Genomic DNA, 14,721 nt, shown 5'->3' with positions numbered 1-14,721 from the left:
TATGAACTGGACGCGCACCGTTTTGGACGGGTTTGCTATGGCGGCCTACTTTAACCTGTTTGCCGGACTGGTGGCGCTGTATAAACCCCGGCTGATGTTCCCCTGTTATCCGCCCGCCATCATCAAGGCGGCGAAAGATCCGCCCACCAGTGCGGAAAACCGCTTTTACTGGCTTTGGATCTGTTTTGGGGAGCTGCTGCCCCTTCTGCTTTATGGCGCGGTCAGTACCATGGAGGGCGGGACACCAGGGTTCTGGCCTCTGGCCCTGACCGGGTATATCCAGTGGATGATGGTCAATTTCTGCGACCTGTTCTTTCTGGATTTCTGGCTGATTCAGAGGAAGGCGAAAAGCCGGTTTATCATCCCGGGAACCGAAGGGCACCCCGGCTACGGGTTCAACGCGTGGATGAAGGACTACGCTCTGCCGGAGCACCTGCTCCAGTGGCCGTTTTTGATGTGCCCCATCCTGGCGGCGGCTCAGGCAGGGCTGGGGCTGCTCATCGAAATATTTTGGTGAACGGTAAGAAAACAAGATGTGCCGCATGAGTGTCCCTTTTCAAATCGTCAGTCCGGCAGTCAAGATGATGGGGATGCAAAAATTGTTTTTCATACCCCCAGAGGGCCCGATGGAGGAAGCAAAAAGATGAAGAGTGTGGCTTTCAGCGGCATTAGATGAAATGACTCCGAAGATATCAGTAAACAAGCGCTCCAATGTGGGACCCACACTGTTTGGTACCAGCTCTGCCCTCATGATGACGCTGGATGTGGCGCTGGGTGCTTGAGTGAGTGAAGGTGAAAAAATGGGACAAGAAGAGCGGATTCAAAACGCCTACCGGGGATTGGGAGGCAAACGGACATTTTATGATGGCATGATCACCTGTTCCACCCTGTCAGGCCGGGCGGTGTGCCGCCTGATATGGGGAATGGATCGGGCGGAAACCCAGGACTACCTTTCCGCCGCCCTTTCCGGAATACCGGAGGGGTTTTCCGGAAGACTGCTGGAAGTCCCCGTGGGTACCGGCATACTGACCATGCCCCTCTATCGGGAAATGCCGGAGGCGGAGATCACCTGCCTGGATTACTCGCCGGAGATGCTGGAGCGGGCAAAATCCCGGGGCGAGGGACTTTCCCATGTGTGCTTTCAGCAGGGGGATGTTGGGGCGCTGCCTTTTGGGGATGGCAGTTTCGACATCGTGCTCTCGCTCAACGGGTTTCATGCGTTTCCGGATAAGGAGGCCGCCTGGCGTGAGATCTTTCGTGTACTGCGGCCAGGCGGGATCTTCTGCGGCTGCTTCTATGTGAGGGGGCAAAACCGCCGCACCGACTGGATAATCCGCAGGCTGTATGTGCCAAAGGGCTATTTCACCCCGCCCTTTGAGACGGCGGAGAGCCTGTGGCATCGTCTGGAGGAAACATTCGGGCCGGCAAAGGTTCGCACCGTTCAGGGCATAGCCTCTTTTGTCTGCCGGAAGGCGAAGGAGAAACACCCGTAAACGAATTGTACACAAATATTGAACAACAGGAGGAAAATCAAATGCAGCAAAAGCGTAATCAACAAGCAGAAATTCGTCTCGGTAGCCATGGCGAAGACTACGGAAGCTGGATGTCCAATCCCGTGTTCTATATTATTGGCGGTATCACGGCTCTGGCCGTAGTTTTGGCCGTACTCTCCTTTTTGGTGTTCCACATCACGGTTCTCGGTGTTCTGTTCTCTGTTGTTGCGGCGGCGCTGGTGGCCCTGCTGGTCTGGATCACATGGATCAGGCGTCAGTATGCCTTTGGCGGTGGCGGGATCATGGAACAGGTTCACCGGGTCGTTCTCTCTCACCTGGACTATGACGGCCAGGGCAGTCTCTTGGAGGTCGGATGCGGTTCCGGGGCCCTGTCGATCCGTGCGGCCCTAACCTGGCCGGAGACAAAGGTCACTGGCATGGACTACTGGGGAGCTGTTTACAATTACAGCAAGGCCCTCTGTGAGAAAAACGCCGCAAGTGAAGGTGTGGCCTCCCGGTGTGTATTCCAGCATGGCGACGCCAATCATCTGGATTTCCCCGATGAGAGTTTTGATGCGGTCATCAGCAACTATGTCTACCACAATGTCATGGGAGCCGATATGCACAAGCTGCTGCTGGAGAGCCTGCGGGTGCTGAAAAAAGGAGGCGTCTTTGCTCTGAACGATGATATGAAGCCCAAGCTGTACGGCGATATGGATGCCTTTGCGCAAAAGCTGCGGGAGATGGGCTATCAGGATGTCCGGCTCATTGATACCGCAGAAGAAGCCTTCGGCTCCCACCGCCGGGCTGCCATGATGATGCTGGGATCTTCCCAGCTGCTTGTCGGCAGAAAGTAATTCGTCAAAACGGGAGGGCTGACCATGTCCAAGTTGGGCGTTGTGGAGGACACATTGTTTGTCCCCATGCTGGGCAGGCTCTATGCCAGCGAGCACTGCCCGCAGATCTTATACGATGGGAAGGCGCTGGAGCTGAAGGAGAAGCTGCCGCCCGAGCTGCTGTCGCAGGGCCGCCTGAGTCAGTATACCCTGCTGGCTTCCACCGCTCGGTCTGCCAATCTGGACCGGATCATCCGGGCCTTTCTGGAGCGCAGGCCGGACGGTGTGATCGTCCAGCTCGGCTGTGGCCTGGAGACGGCCTATTACCGCTGCGACAATGGAAGGTCGCACTGGTATACCGTGGATCTGCCCCATGTGGTGGAGTACCGGCGAGAGCTGCTGCTGGAGCCGGAGCGGGAGACCTATCTCGCCGGAGACGCCTTTGCCGAGGACTGGATCAAGCAGATCCGCGCTGATGTGCCGGATGCTCCTATTCTGGTCACCGCTGGCGGCCTGTTCCACTATTTTGAGGAAAGCAAGGTTGTGGGACTCCTGCGGATGCTCACGGGGTTTGGAGAGATTGAAATCGTCTTTGATACCGTGAGCAAAAGCGGTATGGCCATGATGCGGAAAAAGTACATGAAGCAAGTGGGCCACGGAGATGCGCAGATGTTTTTCTATGTGGATTCCGCATCGGTGCTGGCCGGAAAAATTGGCAGTGGGGTCAGGGTGCTGGCTGAGGAGCCTTATTACCGCCATATCACCCGAACCGGATTGAAGCTGTCCACCAAGGTCAGCATGGCAGTTTCGGACCGATTCTGTATGGTGAAGATGGTACATCTCTGTCACAGCGCTAAATTCCATGACCAAACAGGATAAAGTCGTCCAATCGGAGCGGAAAGAACTGCGATGTGCCGCTATACTCAGTAAGGAGGGGCGCGCTGAGCGCCTTTTCTCAGAAATAATGGTTAGCATAATCTAACCACATGAATGGAGAGCGGTACATCATGAATACGCAGAAAAAAGGGATGACGGGAAAGGACATCATTACGGTGGGAATTTTCTCCGCCATCTACTTTGTCATCAACTTTGCTTTTATGCTTCTCAGCGGTCTGCATCCCCTGCTTTGGATCTTGATGCCTGGCCTGATCGCCGTATTTGCGGGTATCCCATTCCTGATGATGTGTACTAAGGTGCCAAAGACCGGCGCAGTGGTCCTGATGGGCTTTATTACGGCCTTGATCTACTTTGTTACTGGCCAATTTACGGTGGTGATTCTCATTGCTTTTGCGGTGAGCTGCATCCTGGCGGAGCTTTGCCGGATCTGTAGCCATTACCGGTCTTTCCGTGGTAATGCTCTGGCCTACGTGTTTTTCTCGCTGGGGATGATCGGCTCCCCGCTGCCTGTCTGGATCATGCGGGACAGTTTTCTGGCGCAGATCAGCCAGCAGGGAATGCCGGAAGCCTATGTCTCCACCTTGGCGGCATTGACTTCCCCGGGTATGATCGTGGTTCTGGTGGGGGCGCCTATCGTGGGAGCTATTCTGGGTATCCTGCTGGCCAAAGGAATGTTCCGCAAGCACTTTGAGAAGGCGGGGATTCTGTAACATGGAGGAGGCACGGCGCTGTTTGGTGTTCGACCCCAGGGTGGGTCTTGCTCTGCTGGTTTTCGCCAATCTGGCAGCCTTTAGTGAGCAACCTTTTTGGATGGAAATGATATGGATCGGTTTTCTCCTGCTCCTGATGCTGCTCCATCGCTGCTTTGCCATGGTGGGGAAAAGCCTCTTGATCTTCGGAGGAATCCTGTGCCTGCAATACTGGATTCTGCCGGCTGCGCCGGGATGGGTTGCTACCAGCTTCTCTATTTTTGCCAACTATGCCCGCCGAATGATGCCTTGCCTGATGCTCGGCTTTCTGATGCTTCGCCGGACGCCTATGCCTTATCTGGTGGCTGGAATGCGGAAGATCCATTTCCCTCAGCGGCTGATCGTAGCCGTCTCGGTGACGCTGCGGTACTTCCCAGCCATTCGGGAAGAGACAGGCTATATCCGGGATGCGATGCGATTGCGGGGCATCCGGGGATTGGCAAAGCTGGAGGGAATCATGGTTCCCCTGATGGTCTCCGCTACCGGCACTGCGGAGGAGCTGTCCGCAGCGGCAGTAACCCGGGGAATCGAGGACCCGGCGCCTAAGACCAGTCTGGTGGAGCTGCGGGCCTCGCCGGTGGACAGCGCCGCATTTGTCGTGGGCGTGGGGTTGACTGCTGCCCTTCTGGCGGCCAAATTGGGGGTGTTTCCATGGTAGAGCTGCAAGATGTGTCCTTTTCCTATACAAAAGAAGTGGGCACCCTCACCCATGTGGATCTGACCATCCGACCGGGCGAGTGTGTCTTGCTCTGCGGCGCTTCCGGCTGCGGAAAGACCACCATCACCAAGTTGGTCAACGGCCTGATCCCGGCATTTACGGAGGACTGCACGCTGACCGGACAGGTCCTGCTCCACGGCGCGCCGGTGCGGGAACAACCTCTTTACCAGCTGGCCCGGCAGGTGGGGTCTGTTTTCCAGAACCCCAAAAGTCAGTTTTTCAACATGGATTCCGACAGCGAGCTGGCTTTTGGCCTGGAAAATCAGGGTATGACCCGGGGTGAGATCCTCCGTCGGCTGGATGATACCACCGACCGCCTGCATCTGAAGCGGTTGAGGGGGCGGAACATCTTCGCCATGTCGGGCGGAGAAAAGCAGCTGCTGGCCTTTGCCTCGGTCTATGCCATGGGGCCGAAGCTCTACATTCTGGATGAGCCTACGGCCAATTTGGATCGGGAAACCATCGAAAGACTCCATGATCAAATCGCATACCTGAAAAGTCGGGGACACACCATTCTCATTGCGGAGCATCGGTTGTACTTTCTGGCGGATCTCATAGATCGGGCTGTCTATCTGCGGGACGGGATCGTGGAGCGGATCTGGAGCGGAGCAGAATTCCGGCGGCTGGCTGAGACAGAACGGATCGCTCTGGGCCTTCGCACACTCACGCCTACTCAGGTGACTCTGCCGCCCTCCCGCGCCGCGGGGGAACAGGATGGACTGTCTGTGGAGGGACTGTGCTGCCGGTACAAGCGGGAGCCGCCGGTATTTCAAAACCTTTCCTTCTCCGCCCGCCCGGGAGAGGTGCTGGCCGTCACGGGTGACAATGGCGTGGGAAAAAGCACCCTTTCCCGCTGCTTGTGCGGCCTGATGCGGGAGAGTGCCGGAACGATCCGCCTCAACGGCCGCATCCTTGGTGCGAAGCAGCGGCAGCGGATTGCCTACTGCGTCATGCAGGATGTGAACCATCAGCTCTTTTCCGACAGCGTATGGGGAGAGTGTCAGTTGGCTATGGAAGGACTCTCTGACCAGCGCATCCAGGAGGTGTTGGAGCGGCTCCATTTGCTTGCGTTCCGGGAAAAGCACCCTATGTCTCTCTCCGGCGGCCAGAAACAGCGTTTGGCGGTGGCTACCGCCATGCTGTCCCAAAAGCCGCTGCTGGTATTCGACGAGCCCACCAGTGGTCTGGACTATGCAAGAATGCAGGAAGTGGCCCGCTGCGCACGGGAACTGGCGGACGAGGGCCGGGTGGTTCTGGTGGTGACACATGACCGCGAATTTCTCCAGTGCGCCTGTGATCGAGTCCTGGAACTTTGAGAAAGGAGCTGAGCTGCAGTGGCATTTTTACAGGACAGCCAACCGGATCTGTGCCTCTTGGCCAAGAGTGGTGGGTGCAGCGTTTATCAGCTGCGAAATGAGAGCGGCGAGGGAACCATGACCGTCTATGAGGTGTTCCCCGGCGCTACCATCCTGTATAACGATTTCCACATGGCCTATTGCGACTCCTCTTTTGAAACCCGACAGGATCTCCTCTGCATCGACTATTGCCGGGAGGGCCGGATGGAATACGCTGTGGGTAACGATGCGTTCTCCTATGTGGAGGCAGGTGACCTGAAAGTGGATCGCCGTCTGAAGCACAAAGGATATTTTTCCCTCCCGTTGTCCCACTATCATGGCATCTCCATGTGCTTTGACCTGTCCATGGCACCCGTGGAACTGGCTCGTCTGGCGGGAGACTGTCCTTTGAATCTGGCCGCCATTCAGCGGAAATTCTGCCCGGATGCCCGGCCGCAGGTCATTCACGGAGCACCCTCGGTGGATCACATTTTTCAGGAGCTTTGTGCCGTACCGGAGCGGATCAAAATGCCCTACTTCCGGGTAAAGATTCTGGAGCTGCTGCTGTATCTCGACGCCCTGGAATTGGGAAGCGGAACGGAAAAACCGTATTTTTACCGTTCCCAGGTGGAAACGGTAAAGGCCATCCGCTCCTATCTGGTGGAGCATCTGGAGCAGCATATCACATTGGAGGCTCTGTCCAGACAGTACCAGATACCTTTGACCACCATGAAGGCTTGTTTCAAAAGTGTATATGGCAGTCCGGTGAACACCTATATGCGGGCACTGCGGATGGATCGGGCGGCTCTGCTGCTTCGGAAAGAACCGGAGGCCAGCGTTACAGAGATCGCCGGAGCGGTGGGCTATGACAGCTCCAGCAAATTTGCCGCGGCTTTTCGGGCGGTGAAGGGACAAACTCCGCTGGAATACCGGCGAGGCGGCGGGAATCCCGTTCTCTCTTTTCCTGACGAAACGGAGTGATGCCGGCCGGGCGGAGCGGCAAGCATGGGCAAGAACCGATACAATAGGGCATGGTGAGAGACATCTCACCATGCCAATTTTTTTTGAGAGGAGTGGTTTTGTGAAACAACGCAGCTGGCTGGCCATCCTGCTCTCCTTTGCCGGTCCCTGCCGGGGAAAGCTGGTCTTGTCTGTTATATGCGCAATTATCAGCGTGGTGGGGGGCTTTGTGCCGTATCTGGGGGTCTATGAGATCCTTCGCCTGTTTATCCATCAGTCGGCCTCCGGAACGGAGCTTCTCCGATGGGCTGGAGTGTGTCTGGCGGGATATACGGTCAAGGTGGCTTTTTACGCCTTTTCTACTATGCTGGCTCATGTGTCTGCCTACACCATTTTGGAGGGCCTGCGCCGTCAAGTGGCCCATAAGCTGATGCACGCCCCCTTGGGGAGTGTGCTGTCGAAGCCCGTCGGTTCCCTCAAAAGCACCATCGTGGATCGGATCGAGGACATTGAGCCGCCGCTGGCCCACATGATCCCAGAACTGAGCTCCAATGTGCTGCTGCCCATCGTGGTGGTGATTGCCCTCTTTGCCATGGACTGGCGAATGGGCCTTGCCTCCCTTGCCACGATTCCGGCCGCGCTGATCCCCATGGCGGCGGGCCTGCGGACCTACAACGAAAAGTATGCCGCCTACATGGCGGCCAATGCCCAGGTCAACAGCATCATCGTGGAGTATGTGGAGGGCATAGAGGTGGTAAAGGCTTTTAACCAAAGCGGCGCCTCCTATGAGAAATTCGTCCGGGCGGTGACCAGCTTCCGTGACTTCACGCTGGATTGGTTCCGCTGCACCTGGAAGTCCATGAACCTGTGCCTGTCCATCCTGCCTACCACGCTACTGGCCACTCTGCCGGTTGGGATCGCCTTGTATCAGACCGGCGTCTTGAACCCGGCCCGGCTGGCTCTGTGCTTGATGCTGGTGCTGGGTATCGTGTCCCCGCTGGTGCAGGCTGCAGCCTTTCTCAATTCCATGAAGAGCATGGAATTTGCCGTCCGGGACACTCGGCATCTGCTGGATCTGGAGGAACTGCCAGAGGCGTCCGAGCCCGCCCGCCTCTCCGGCAGCGGTATCACTTTGCGGGATGTGTCCTTCTCGTATAGCGGGAAAGAAGAGGACACTGTGCTGCGTCACATTGATCTGGAACTTCCCGCTGGAACCTTCACCGCTCTGGTGGGTCCCTCAGGTGGAGGCAAATCTACGGCAGCCCGGCTTATCGCTCGGTTCTGGGATGTGACGGATGGCTGCATTGCCATAGGCGGTGTGGATATTCGGAATCTCACACTGAAGCAGCTGGCGGATCAGGTCAGTTTCGTGACACAGGACAATTTCCTCTTTGACTGCTCTCTGAAAGAAAACATTCGATTGGGAAAGCCGGACGCCACGGAGGAGGAAGTTTGGGCGGCTGCCCGGGCCGCTCAGTGTGAGGAGTTTTTAGGACGGCTGGAGCATGGATGGGATACCCCAGCGGGTGAAGCGGGCAAGCAGCTCTCCGGTGGGGAGCGGCAGCGGATCGCCATCGCCCGCGCGATTCTGAAGGATGCCCCCATTGTAATTTTGGACGAGGCCACCGCCTTTACCGATCCAGAGAATGAGGACAAGATCCAGCGTTCCCTGATGGCGCTCTCCCGGGGGAAAACGCTGCTGGTTATTGCCCACCGGCTGAGCACGATTCAGAACGCCGACCAGATCGTGGTGCTGGAGAAGGGCCGTATTGTGGACAAAGGCACACAGCCGGAGCTGCTCAGCCGATGCCCGCTATATCAAAAGCTATGGCAGGCCCATGTGGGTGCCCAGAACTGGGCGGTTGGAAAGGAGGCTTGACGATGTTTCGGAGTATGAATCGGATTTTGCGTTGGACAAAGGGGTACCACAGACGGCTGTATCTCGGAAGCCTCTGTTCGTTTCTTGCCACCTGGGCCGCCGCCGGGCCGGTGATGCTGGCGGCCTGGGCCCTTGGGCTGGTCATCGAGAGTGCCCAGGAGGGGACGGCGCTGGACGCCAAGCTCCCCTGGCTGTGCCTGGGCGGGATCATCCTGCTGATCGTTCTGCGCTTCGTGTGTGCTTACTGGAAAAACCGGCTCCAGGAGAGTATCGGAACAGAGCGAGCGGCGCAGCAGCGACTGGAACTGGGTGACCTGCTCAAACGGGTTTCCTTGGGGTATTTCTCCAAGAATAACCTGGGCGACATTCTGGCTGCTCTGACTACGGAACTGAGTACCCTGGAGCTGCAAAGCATGAAGATGGTAGATGCGGTCATCAACGGCTATCTGCAGGTACTGGTCATCGTTTTGTGCATGGCGTTCTTCTGCTCGGAGGCGGCGCTGGTGGCAGTGGTGGGCGTGCTGCTGTCCGCCTTTGCCCTCCGCGGCATCGGGCGGCAGAGTGCCCGCACCGCTCCGGTGGGACATCGGGCCCAAGAGGCATTGTCCGGGGCGGCCATTGAGTACATCCATGGCCTTTCGGTGGTCAAATCCTTTGGCCAGGAGGGGGTTTCCTCCCAGCGTTTTTTTGAGGCATGCCGGGCCAATAAGGACATCCGTATCAAAAACGAGTTTGGCTTTGTGCCCTGGAACTGCCTGCACCTGTTTTCTCTGAAGGCCGCAGCTGTTGGCCTGGTGCTTACCGCCGGCTGGCAGACTATGAACGGAACCTTGGAGCTGCCGGTGCTCCTGATGGCTGCCATGTTCTCCTTCACGATCTTCGGCAGTGTGGAGTCCATCAACGACGCTGCCCATATCCTTTCTGTCACCGACTCGGTGCTGGACCGTCTGGAAGAGCTGGAGAGAACGGAGCTGCCGGATCAGGATGGGAAAGACATCTCTCTGGAGCGTTACGACATCTGCTTCGACCATGTCTCCTTCGGTTACGAGACACGGGAGGTGATCCACGATGTTTCCTTCCAACTGCCGCAAAACAGCGCCACCGCCATTGTAGGGCCGTCCGGCAGCGGGAAGAGCACCCTCTGCGCACTGCTGGCCCGGTTTTATGATGCGGATCAGGGACGCATCACCGTAGGAGGCCATGACATCCGGAAGATGACCTGCGACAGCCTTTTGCGCAACATTGCTATGGTATTTCAGAATGTGTATCTGTTCCACGACACCATCCGCAATAACATCCGTTTTGGCCGTCCGGATGCTGCCGAGGAGGATGTGATCGCCGCAGCTAAAGCGGCCCGTTGCCATGACTTTATCATGGCGCTGCCCCAAGGGTATGACACCATAGTGGGAGAGGGCGGTTCCAACCTTTCCGGCGGAGAAAAGCAGCGGATTTCCATTGCCCGGTGCCTGCTGAAGGATGCCCCCATCATCATTCTCGATGAGGCCACCGCCAGCGTGGACCCGGAGAATGAGCATGAGATCCAGGAGGCGCTCTCTGCTCTGGTGCGGGGAAAGACTATCATCACCATCGCCCACCGTCTGGCTACGATCCAGAATGCTGATCGGATTTTAGTGGTGGAGGATGGGCGCATTGCTCAGCAGGGTACCCATCAGGAGCTGATGAGCCAGGAGGGAACTTACCGGAACTTTATCGAGATCCGACAGCGGGCTGAGGGCTGGCGGATATAAAATAAGTACGAGGGGAGGTATATCTGCCTCCCCTCGTACTGTTTTGGAATGATTCTTTGGATTTTGGCTTTGTATCACTTTCGCTTTGCCATTTTCCTGTACTCCAGCGGGAGCAGGCCGGTGCTTCTTCGAAACAGTTCCGCAAACCGGCTGGATGTAGAATATCCTATCGTCTGAGCAATCTGACCAATTTGCAGATCGGTATGAGCCAGCAGATATTCCGCCTGACTCATGCGGCGCTGCTGCATATACTCTGTGATCGTGCAGCCATAGACTTTCTTGAAACTGCTTTTGAGCTTTGTCGTACCCATGCAGGCAATTTGTGCCAGGCGTTCTATGGGCACTTCACCAGCGTAATGATCACTCAGATAGGCCGCTACGGTTTGAATCCGTTCCAAATCCTGAGAAACCAGTTTGTGATCTGAAACTGAACGCTTTTTTTGATATTCAACCACCAGAGAGAGCGCCTCGGCTACCTTGCTCTCATAATAGAGTTTAGCTGCAATTCCGGTTCCACGGTAGCTCTGTAGTTCTGATAGAAGCCGGTACATTTCCGGGAAATCTGTTGTTTGGTCGATTTTCCGAAAAGCCTCGATGGGATTCCGATATTCTTCCGGATACTGTTTTTTCAAATAATCCTCATAATATGCGGGGGTGATCTCGATGCCTATGGATCGAACCGGTATATTTTTGTGGACGATTACTTGATATGGCTTGTATCCGCCCACATAGGTCTTGATACATCCGGCTGACAACCGGCGATACGGAGACAACTCTTCACCGGAGATGGAATCGTAACGGGTAATACTGAGACATTCCGGGAGATCAAATTCCAGCATAAAATCCTTATTGAAAGAGAAGTTGTGTATCTTGATGTCGAATAGATCCCTTTGTCCGTAGGTCCAATAGGAACCTTCGCCAACTTCCGGAGATAGCTTCCAGCAAAGCCCCAGAGAACCATATTGATTATTATCTGGTGCCGGCACAAAACCGTGCTTTTTCAGTAATGGCGCATAGTATTGCTCGATGATACCGGTCATTACAATAGATACGCCTCCCTTGTTTTGCAATGATTAGACGAATTTTTGAAATGATAAGACGAACCTCACTCCAAATGATTGAAAGCAGATTGTGCATGGTGTAATTATATATAACGGTTAGCCAACTCTAACCAAAGGATAGCATACCTATCCCATAAAGTCAACGCATTGCAAAATAGGAGGATCAACATGAGCAACCAAATCAATCCCGCAAAAAAGAGTCTCACTATCAAAGATCTTGTGACAACCGGCATTTTCAGCGCAATTTTCTTGGTGTTTACCCTAATCGGCGGTATTTTCTTTGCACCAAACCCAGTTTTGACGTTCTATATGCCAATGGGTGCAGCATTGCTGTGCGGCCCTGTATATCTTCTGATGATCGCCAAGGTTCAGAAGCGGTGGAGTGTCACCATTCTTGGCATCATTATGGGGATCATCTGGTTCGTTACCGGAATGCACTGGGCTTTTTCTTTAGGCTATATTGGAATGGGAATTATTGCCGATCTGGTAGCTGGTGCGGGACATTACCGCAACAAGGTGGTCAATCTGCTGTCCTATATGCTGATGTCGTTGGGCGGCGTTTACACCTATGTGGTGTTTTTTATTGATCCGCAAGGCTGGGCCAGTACAATGCTGGAAAACGGCACGGAACAGTCCTATATTGACACAATGAGCGCATCTGCGCCTTCCTGGCTGTTGGCTGTCATCATTATCGGAACGCTGGCGATTGCTGCGTTTAGTGGTTGGATTGGTGGAAAGCTGCTGAAAAAGCAGTTTGAAAAGGCTGGGATCACCGCATGATTGGCGGAGCGTTATTCAGGCGCAGACTGTGGCTGGACCCCAGAACGAAGATATTACTGCTCGTGCTGTGTATCCTTTCTGCCATGATGGCTCCATCCTTATTCTACGAACTGGGTCTTGTGGTGCTGATTGGACTGCTCGGCATTTGTTTTGGAAAGTGGAGGTATGCCTGGAAGGGAGTGCTGTTCTATGCGCTGATCGTTCTGCTCACCTTCTGGATTATGGATACCATGACCGGAACTTGGCGCACCATGTTTATCGCTTTTTTAGGGTTGTTCCATAAGGTCTACCCCTGCGGGATGCTGTCCGGCATTGTTATCTCCACTACAAAGGTCAGCGAATTCCTCTCGGCGATGAATCGCATCCATGCACCCCAAAAGCTGGTAATCCCCTTGGCGGTCATGCTGCGTTATATCCCTACCATTCAGGAGGATTGGCGGTTTATCAAGGATGCGATGCGGATGCGGGACGTCTCACCTTCGCTTAAGGGGCTCCTGACACATCCCGGAATAACGGTGGAGTGTATCTATGTTCCATTGATGATGGCGGCATCCAAAGCGGCGGATGAACTGTCCATCGCTTCCATCACCCGCGGCATTGAAAACCCAAAGCCTCGAACTTGTCTGGTGCAGATCCATATTGGGTTGATGGACATTGCGGCAGTCTTTTGCTTTGCAGGCGCGTTGGTTGTCGGGCTTTATGGAAAGGGGGTGCTGGGATGATTGAGTTAAAGCATGTGTCATTTACTTATCAAGGACAAAAAGGAGACGGGCTGCAAGACATCAACCTGACCATAGAGGACGGAGAATGTGTGCTGTTCTGTGGCCGGAGCGGCTGCGGGAAGACCACCATCACGAGGCTTGTAAACGGTTTGATCCCGCAATTCTACGCAGGAGAACTGGCGGGCAGCGTACTGGTGGATGGTCAGGAAGTCAGTGATCTTCCCATGCACCAGATTGCCGCAAAGGTTGGATCGGTGTTTCAAAACCCAAGGACACAGTTTTTCAATGTGGATACAGACAGCGAGATCGCTTTTGGTATTGAGAATCAAGCACTTCCAGTTTGCCAGCTGAGAGAACGCGTGGATCGTACATCGGCAGAACTGCACATTGAAAACCTCCGTAATCGCAACATCTTCGAGTTATCCGGTGGAGAAAAGCAAAAGATAGCGTTTGCTTCGGTCTATGCGATGAATCCTCAAATATATCTTTTGGATGAACCGTCCTCCAATTTGGATATGCGTTCCATTCAAGAATTGGGAGAACATCTCAGGCTGATCAAATCGCAGGGGAAAACCATATTGATTGCAGAACATAGGTTGTACTATTTGATGGATCTGGTGGACCGGATTGTGTATTTGGAACATGGGAAAATCACACAGGTCTTTACGCCGGAAGCATTTCGGCAGCTGTCGGAGGATACCCGAGAACAAATGGGCCTTCGAGCGATTGATTTGCATCGTGTTCTCCCACCGCGGGATCATTCCCTTGCGCCTGTTTCAGATCCTATCTTGGAACTTAACAATGTAGCCCTTCACTATAAGAAGAGAACCATTTTGCACGACATCAGCCTTACAGCAGTAAAGGGAGAGGTAATTGGCGTCGTTGGCCACAATGGGGCCGGAAAAACGACCTTTTCCCGTGCTTTGTGCGGGCTTCATAAGGCCTGTGATGGTCAATTCTTTTGGAACGGTCTGTCCATGGCTCACAAAGATCGCCTGCGGCATTCCTATATGGTCATGCAGGATGTGAACTACGAGCTTTTTGCGGATAGTGTGGAGTCAGAATGTACATTCGGTATCCGCAATCCGAAACAGACGCTCGTTGACGCAACACTGGAAGAGTTGGCCCTGGCCCCATTCAGAGACCGCCACCCCAATACCCTGTCCGGAGGTCAAAAGCAGCGGGTGGCGGTAGCGGTCAGCATGATTTGTGGGAAAGACCTGCTGGTGTTTGACGAACCGACCAGCGGGCTGGATTTTGACAGCATGACACAGGTTGCGGGTCTGATCCGGCGGCTGTCTGATATGGGAAAAGTCATCTTTATTGTCACACATGATTTTGAATTTGTCAGTCGTACCTGTTCCCGCATCCTCCACTTTGATGAAGGAGAAATGCCTGACGATGTGCCTGTTACCATGGACACTCTCCCTACATTGAGAGAATTGTTCTCCATTTCAGAAAGCAGGCCGGGACGGACAGAACACAGGAAAAGCCGATTCTGTTCTGCCGATTGCTGACGATTGAAAAAGCCGCATGGTGGAATG

General features: G+C 54.7%; 14 protein-coding genes. 13 read left to right on the top strand and 1 reads right to left on the bottom strand.

Going from position 1 to position 14,721, the window contains the following annotated elements; all coding sequences use genetic code 11:
* Position 1 precedes the first annotated feature (1 nt).
* The 10 genes from EDD77_RS08350 to EDD77_RS08305 all read left to right on the top strand — a co-directional run bounded on the left by EDD77_RS08350 (position 2) and on the right by EDD77_RS08305 (position 10,614).
* Positions 2-517: a hypothetical protein gene (locus EDD77_RS08350; protein ID WP_058964303.1), complete on the top strand. Its 516-nt coding sequence runs from the start codon at positions 2-4 to the stop codon at positions 515-517.
* 283 nt (positions 518-800) lie between these two features.
* Positions 801-1,493, top strand: a complete 693-nt coding sequence (locus EDD77_RS08345; protein ID WP_058964302.1) for a class I SAM-dependent methyltransferase — start codon at positions 801-803, stop codon at positions 1,491-1,493.
* Between the two features lie 41 nt (positions 1,494-1,534).
* Positions 1,535-2,350 carry a class I SAM-dependent methyltransferase gene (locus EDD77_RS08340; protein WP_058964301.1) on the top strand — a complete coding sequence of 272 codons (816 nt, stop codon included), beginning with the start codon at positions 1,535-1,537 and terminating at the stop codon, positions 2,348-2,350.
* 24 nt (positions 2,351-2,374) lie between these two features.
* On the top strand, positions 2,375-3,208 hold the full coding sequence (locus tag EDD77_RS08335; RefSeq protein ID WP_058964300.1) for a class I SAM-dependent methyltransferase: 834 nt from the start codon (positions 2,375-2,377) through the stop codon (positions 3,206-3,208).
* Between the two features lie 128 nt (positions 3,209-3,336).
* Entirely contained in the window at positions 3,337-3,936 is a 600-nt protein-coding gene (locus tag EDD77_RS08330) for an MptD family putative ECF transporter S component (RefSeq protein WP_006572695.1), read from the top strand.
* Position 3,937: 1 nt separating this feature from the next.
* On the top strand, positions 3,938-4,633 hold the full coding sequence (locus tag EDD77_RS08325) for an energy-coupling factor transporter transmembrane component T (RefSeq protein WP_007712972.1): 696 nt from the start codon (positions 3,938-3,940) through the stop codon (positions 4,631-4,633).
* Positions 4,627-6,009, top strand: coding sequence for an ABC transporter ATP-binding protein (locus EDD77_RS08320; protein ID WP_058964299.1), 1,383 nt, complete (start codon positions 4,627-4,629; stop codon positions 6,007-6,009). The genes EDD77_RS08325 and EDD77_RS08320 overlap by 7 nt, the downstream gene beginning before the upstream one ends.
* A gap of 18 nt (positions 6,010-6,027) precedes the next feature.
* A complete protein-coding gene (locus EDD77_RS08315; protein ID WP_058964298.1) occupies positions 6,028-7,008 on the top strand; it encodes a helix-turn-helix domain-containing protein in 981 nt (326 codons plus the stop codon).
* Positions 7,009-7,108: 100 nt separating this feature from the next.
* The gene (locus EDD77_RS08310) at positions 7,109-8,866 is read left to right on the top strand and encodes an ABC transporter ATP-binding protein (RefSeq protein WP_058964297.1); all 1,758 of its coding nucleotides are present in this window, start codon (positions 7,109-7,111) and stop codon (positions 8,864-8,866) included.
* A 2-nt stretch (positions 8,867-8,868) separates the two neighbouring features.
* Complete coding sequence (locus tag EDD77_RS08305) at positions 8,869-10,614, top strand: ABC transporter ATP-binding protein (protein WP_058964296.1); 1,746 nt, start codon at positions 8,869-8,871, stop codon at positions 10,612-10,614.
* A 74-nt stretch (positions 10,615-10,688) separates the two neighbouring features.
* Here EDD77_RS08305 and EDD77_RS08300 read toward each other — a convergent pair whose 3' ends face one another.
* Positions 10,689-11,654, bottom strand: coding sequence for an AraC family transcriptional regulator (locus EDD77_RS08300; RefSeq protein ID WP_058964295.1), 966 nt, complete (start codon positions 11,652-11,654; stop codon positions 10,689-10,691).
* 189 nt (positions 11,655-11,843) lie between these two features.
* Between EDD77_RS08300 and EDD77_RS08295 the strand changes: the two genes are divergently transcribed.
* From EDD77_RS08295 to EDD77_RS08285, 3 genes are read left to right on the top strand one after another with little or no spacing between them, the layout of a single operon-like run.
* Positions 11,844-12,455, top strand: a complete 612-nt coding sequence (locus EDD77_RS08295) for an MptD family putative ECF transporter S component (RefSeq protein WP_058964294.1) — start codon at positions 11,844-11,846, stop codon at positions 12,453-12,455.
* Positions 12,452-13,177 carry an energy-coupling factor transporter transmembrane component T gene (locus EDD77_RS08290; RefSeq protein WP_058964293.1) on the top strand — a complete coding sequence of 242 codons (726 nt, stop codon included), beginning with the start codon at positions 12,452-12,454 and terminating at the stop codon, positions 13,175-13,177. The genes EDD77_RS08295 and EDD77_RS08290 overlap by 4 nt, the downstream gene beginning before the upstream one ends.
* Entirely contained in the window at positions 13,174-14,694 is a 1,521-nt protein-coding gene (locus tag EDD77_RS08285; protein WP_058964292.1) for an ABC transporter ATP-binding protein, read from the top strand. Before EDD77_RS08290 ends, EDD77_RS08285 begins: the two co-directional genes overlap by 4 nt.
* Positions 14,695-14,721 lie beyond the last annotated feature (27 nt).

The sequence above is a fragment of the Allofournierella massiliensis genome (genome assembly GCF_004345265.1).
GTDB classification, from domain to species: Bacteria; Bacillota; Clostridia; order Oscillospirales; family Ruminococcaceae; genus Allofournierella; species Allofournierella massiliensis.
Note: the sequence above shows the minus strand (reverse complement) of the source record. Positions and strands in the feature narration are given on the sequence as shown.

Bases quoted from the DNA above. Each gene is read 5' to 3' on its own strand.
- EDD77_RS08350 (WP_058964303.1), top strand. From the start codon at position 2: ATGAACTGGACGCGCACCGTTTTGGACGGGTTTGCTATGGCGGCCTAC.
- EDD77_RS08345 (WP_058964302.1), top strand. From the start codon at position 801: ATGGGACAAGAAGAGCGGATTCAAAACGCCTACCGGGGATTGGGAGGC.
- EDD77_RS08340 (WP_058964301.1), top strand. From the start codon at position 1,535: ATGCAGCAAAAGCGTAATCAACAAGCAGAAATTCGTCTCGGTAGCCAT.
- EDD77_RS08335 (WP_058964300.1), top strand. From the start codon at position 2,375: ATGTCCAAGTTGGGCGTTGTGGAGGACACATTGTTTGTCCCCATGCTG.
- EDD77_RS08330 (WP_006572695.1), top strand. From the start codon at position 3,337: ATGAATACGCAGAAAAAAGGGATGACGGGAAAGGACATCATTACGGTG.
- EDD77_RS08325 (WP_007712972.1), top strand. From the start codon at position 3,938: ATGGAGGAGGCACGGCGCTGTTTGGTGTTCGACCCCAGGGTGGGTCTT.
- EDD77_RS08320 (WP_058964299.1), top strand. From the start codon at position 4,627: ATGGTAGAGCTGCAAGATGTGTCCTTTTCCTATACAAAAGAAGTGGGC.
- EDD77_RS08305 (WP_058964296.1), top strand. From the start codon at position 8,869: ATGTTTCGGAGTATGAATCGGATTTTGCGTTGGACAAAGGGGTACCAC.
- EDD77_RS08300 (WP_058964295.1), bottom strand. From the start codon at position 11,654: ATGACCGGTATCATCGAGCAATACTATGCGCCATTACTGAAAAAGCAC.
- EDD77_RS08295 (WP_058964294.1), top strand. From the start codon at position 11,844: ATGAGCAACCAAATCAATCCCGCAAAAAAGAGTCTCACTATCAAAGAT.
- EDD77_RS08290 (WP_058964293.1), top strand. From the start codon at position 12,452: ATGATTGGCGGAGCGTTATTCAGGCGCAGACTGTGGCTGGACCCCAGA.
- EDD77_RS08285 (WP_058964292.1), top strand. From the start codon at position 13,174: ATGATTGAGTTAAAGCATGTGTCATTTACTTATCAAGGACAAAAAGGA.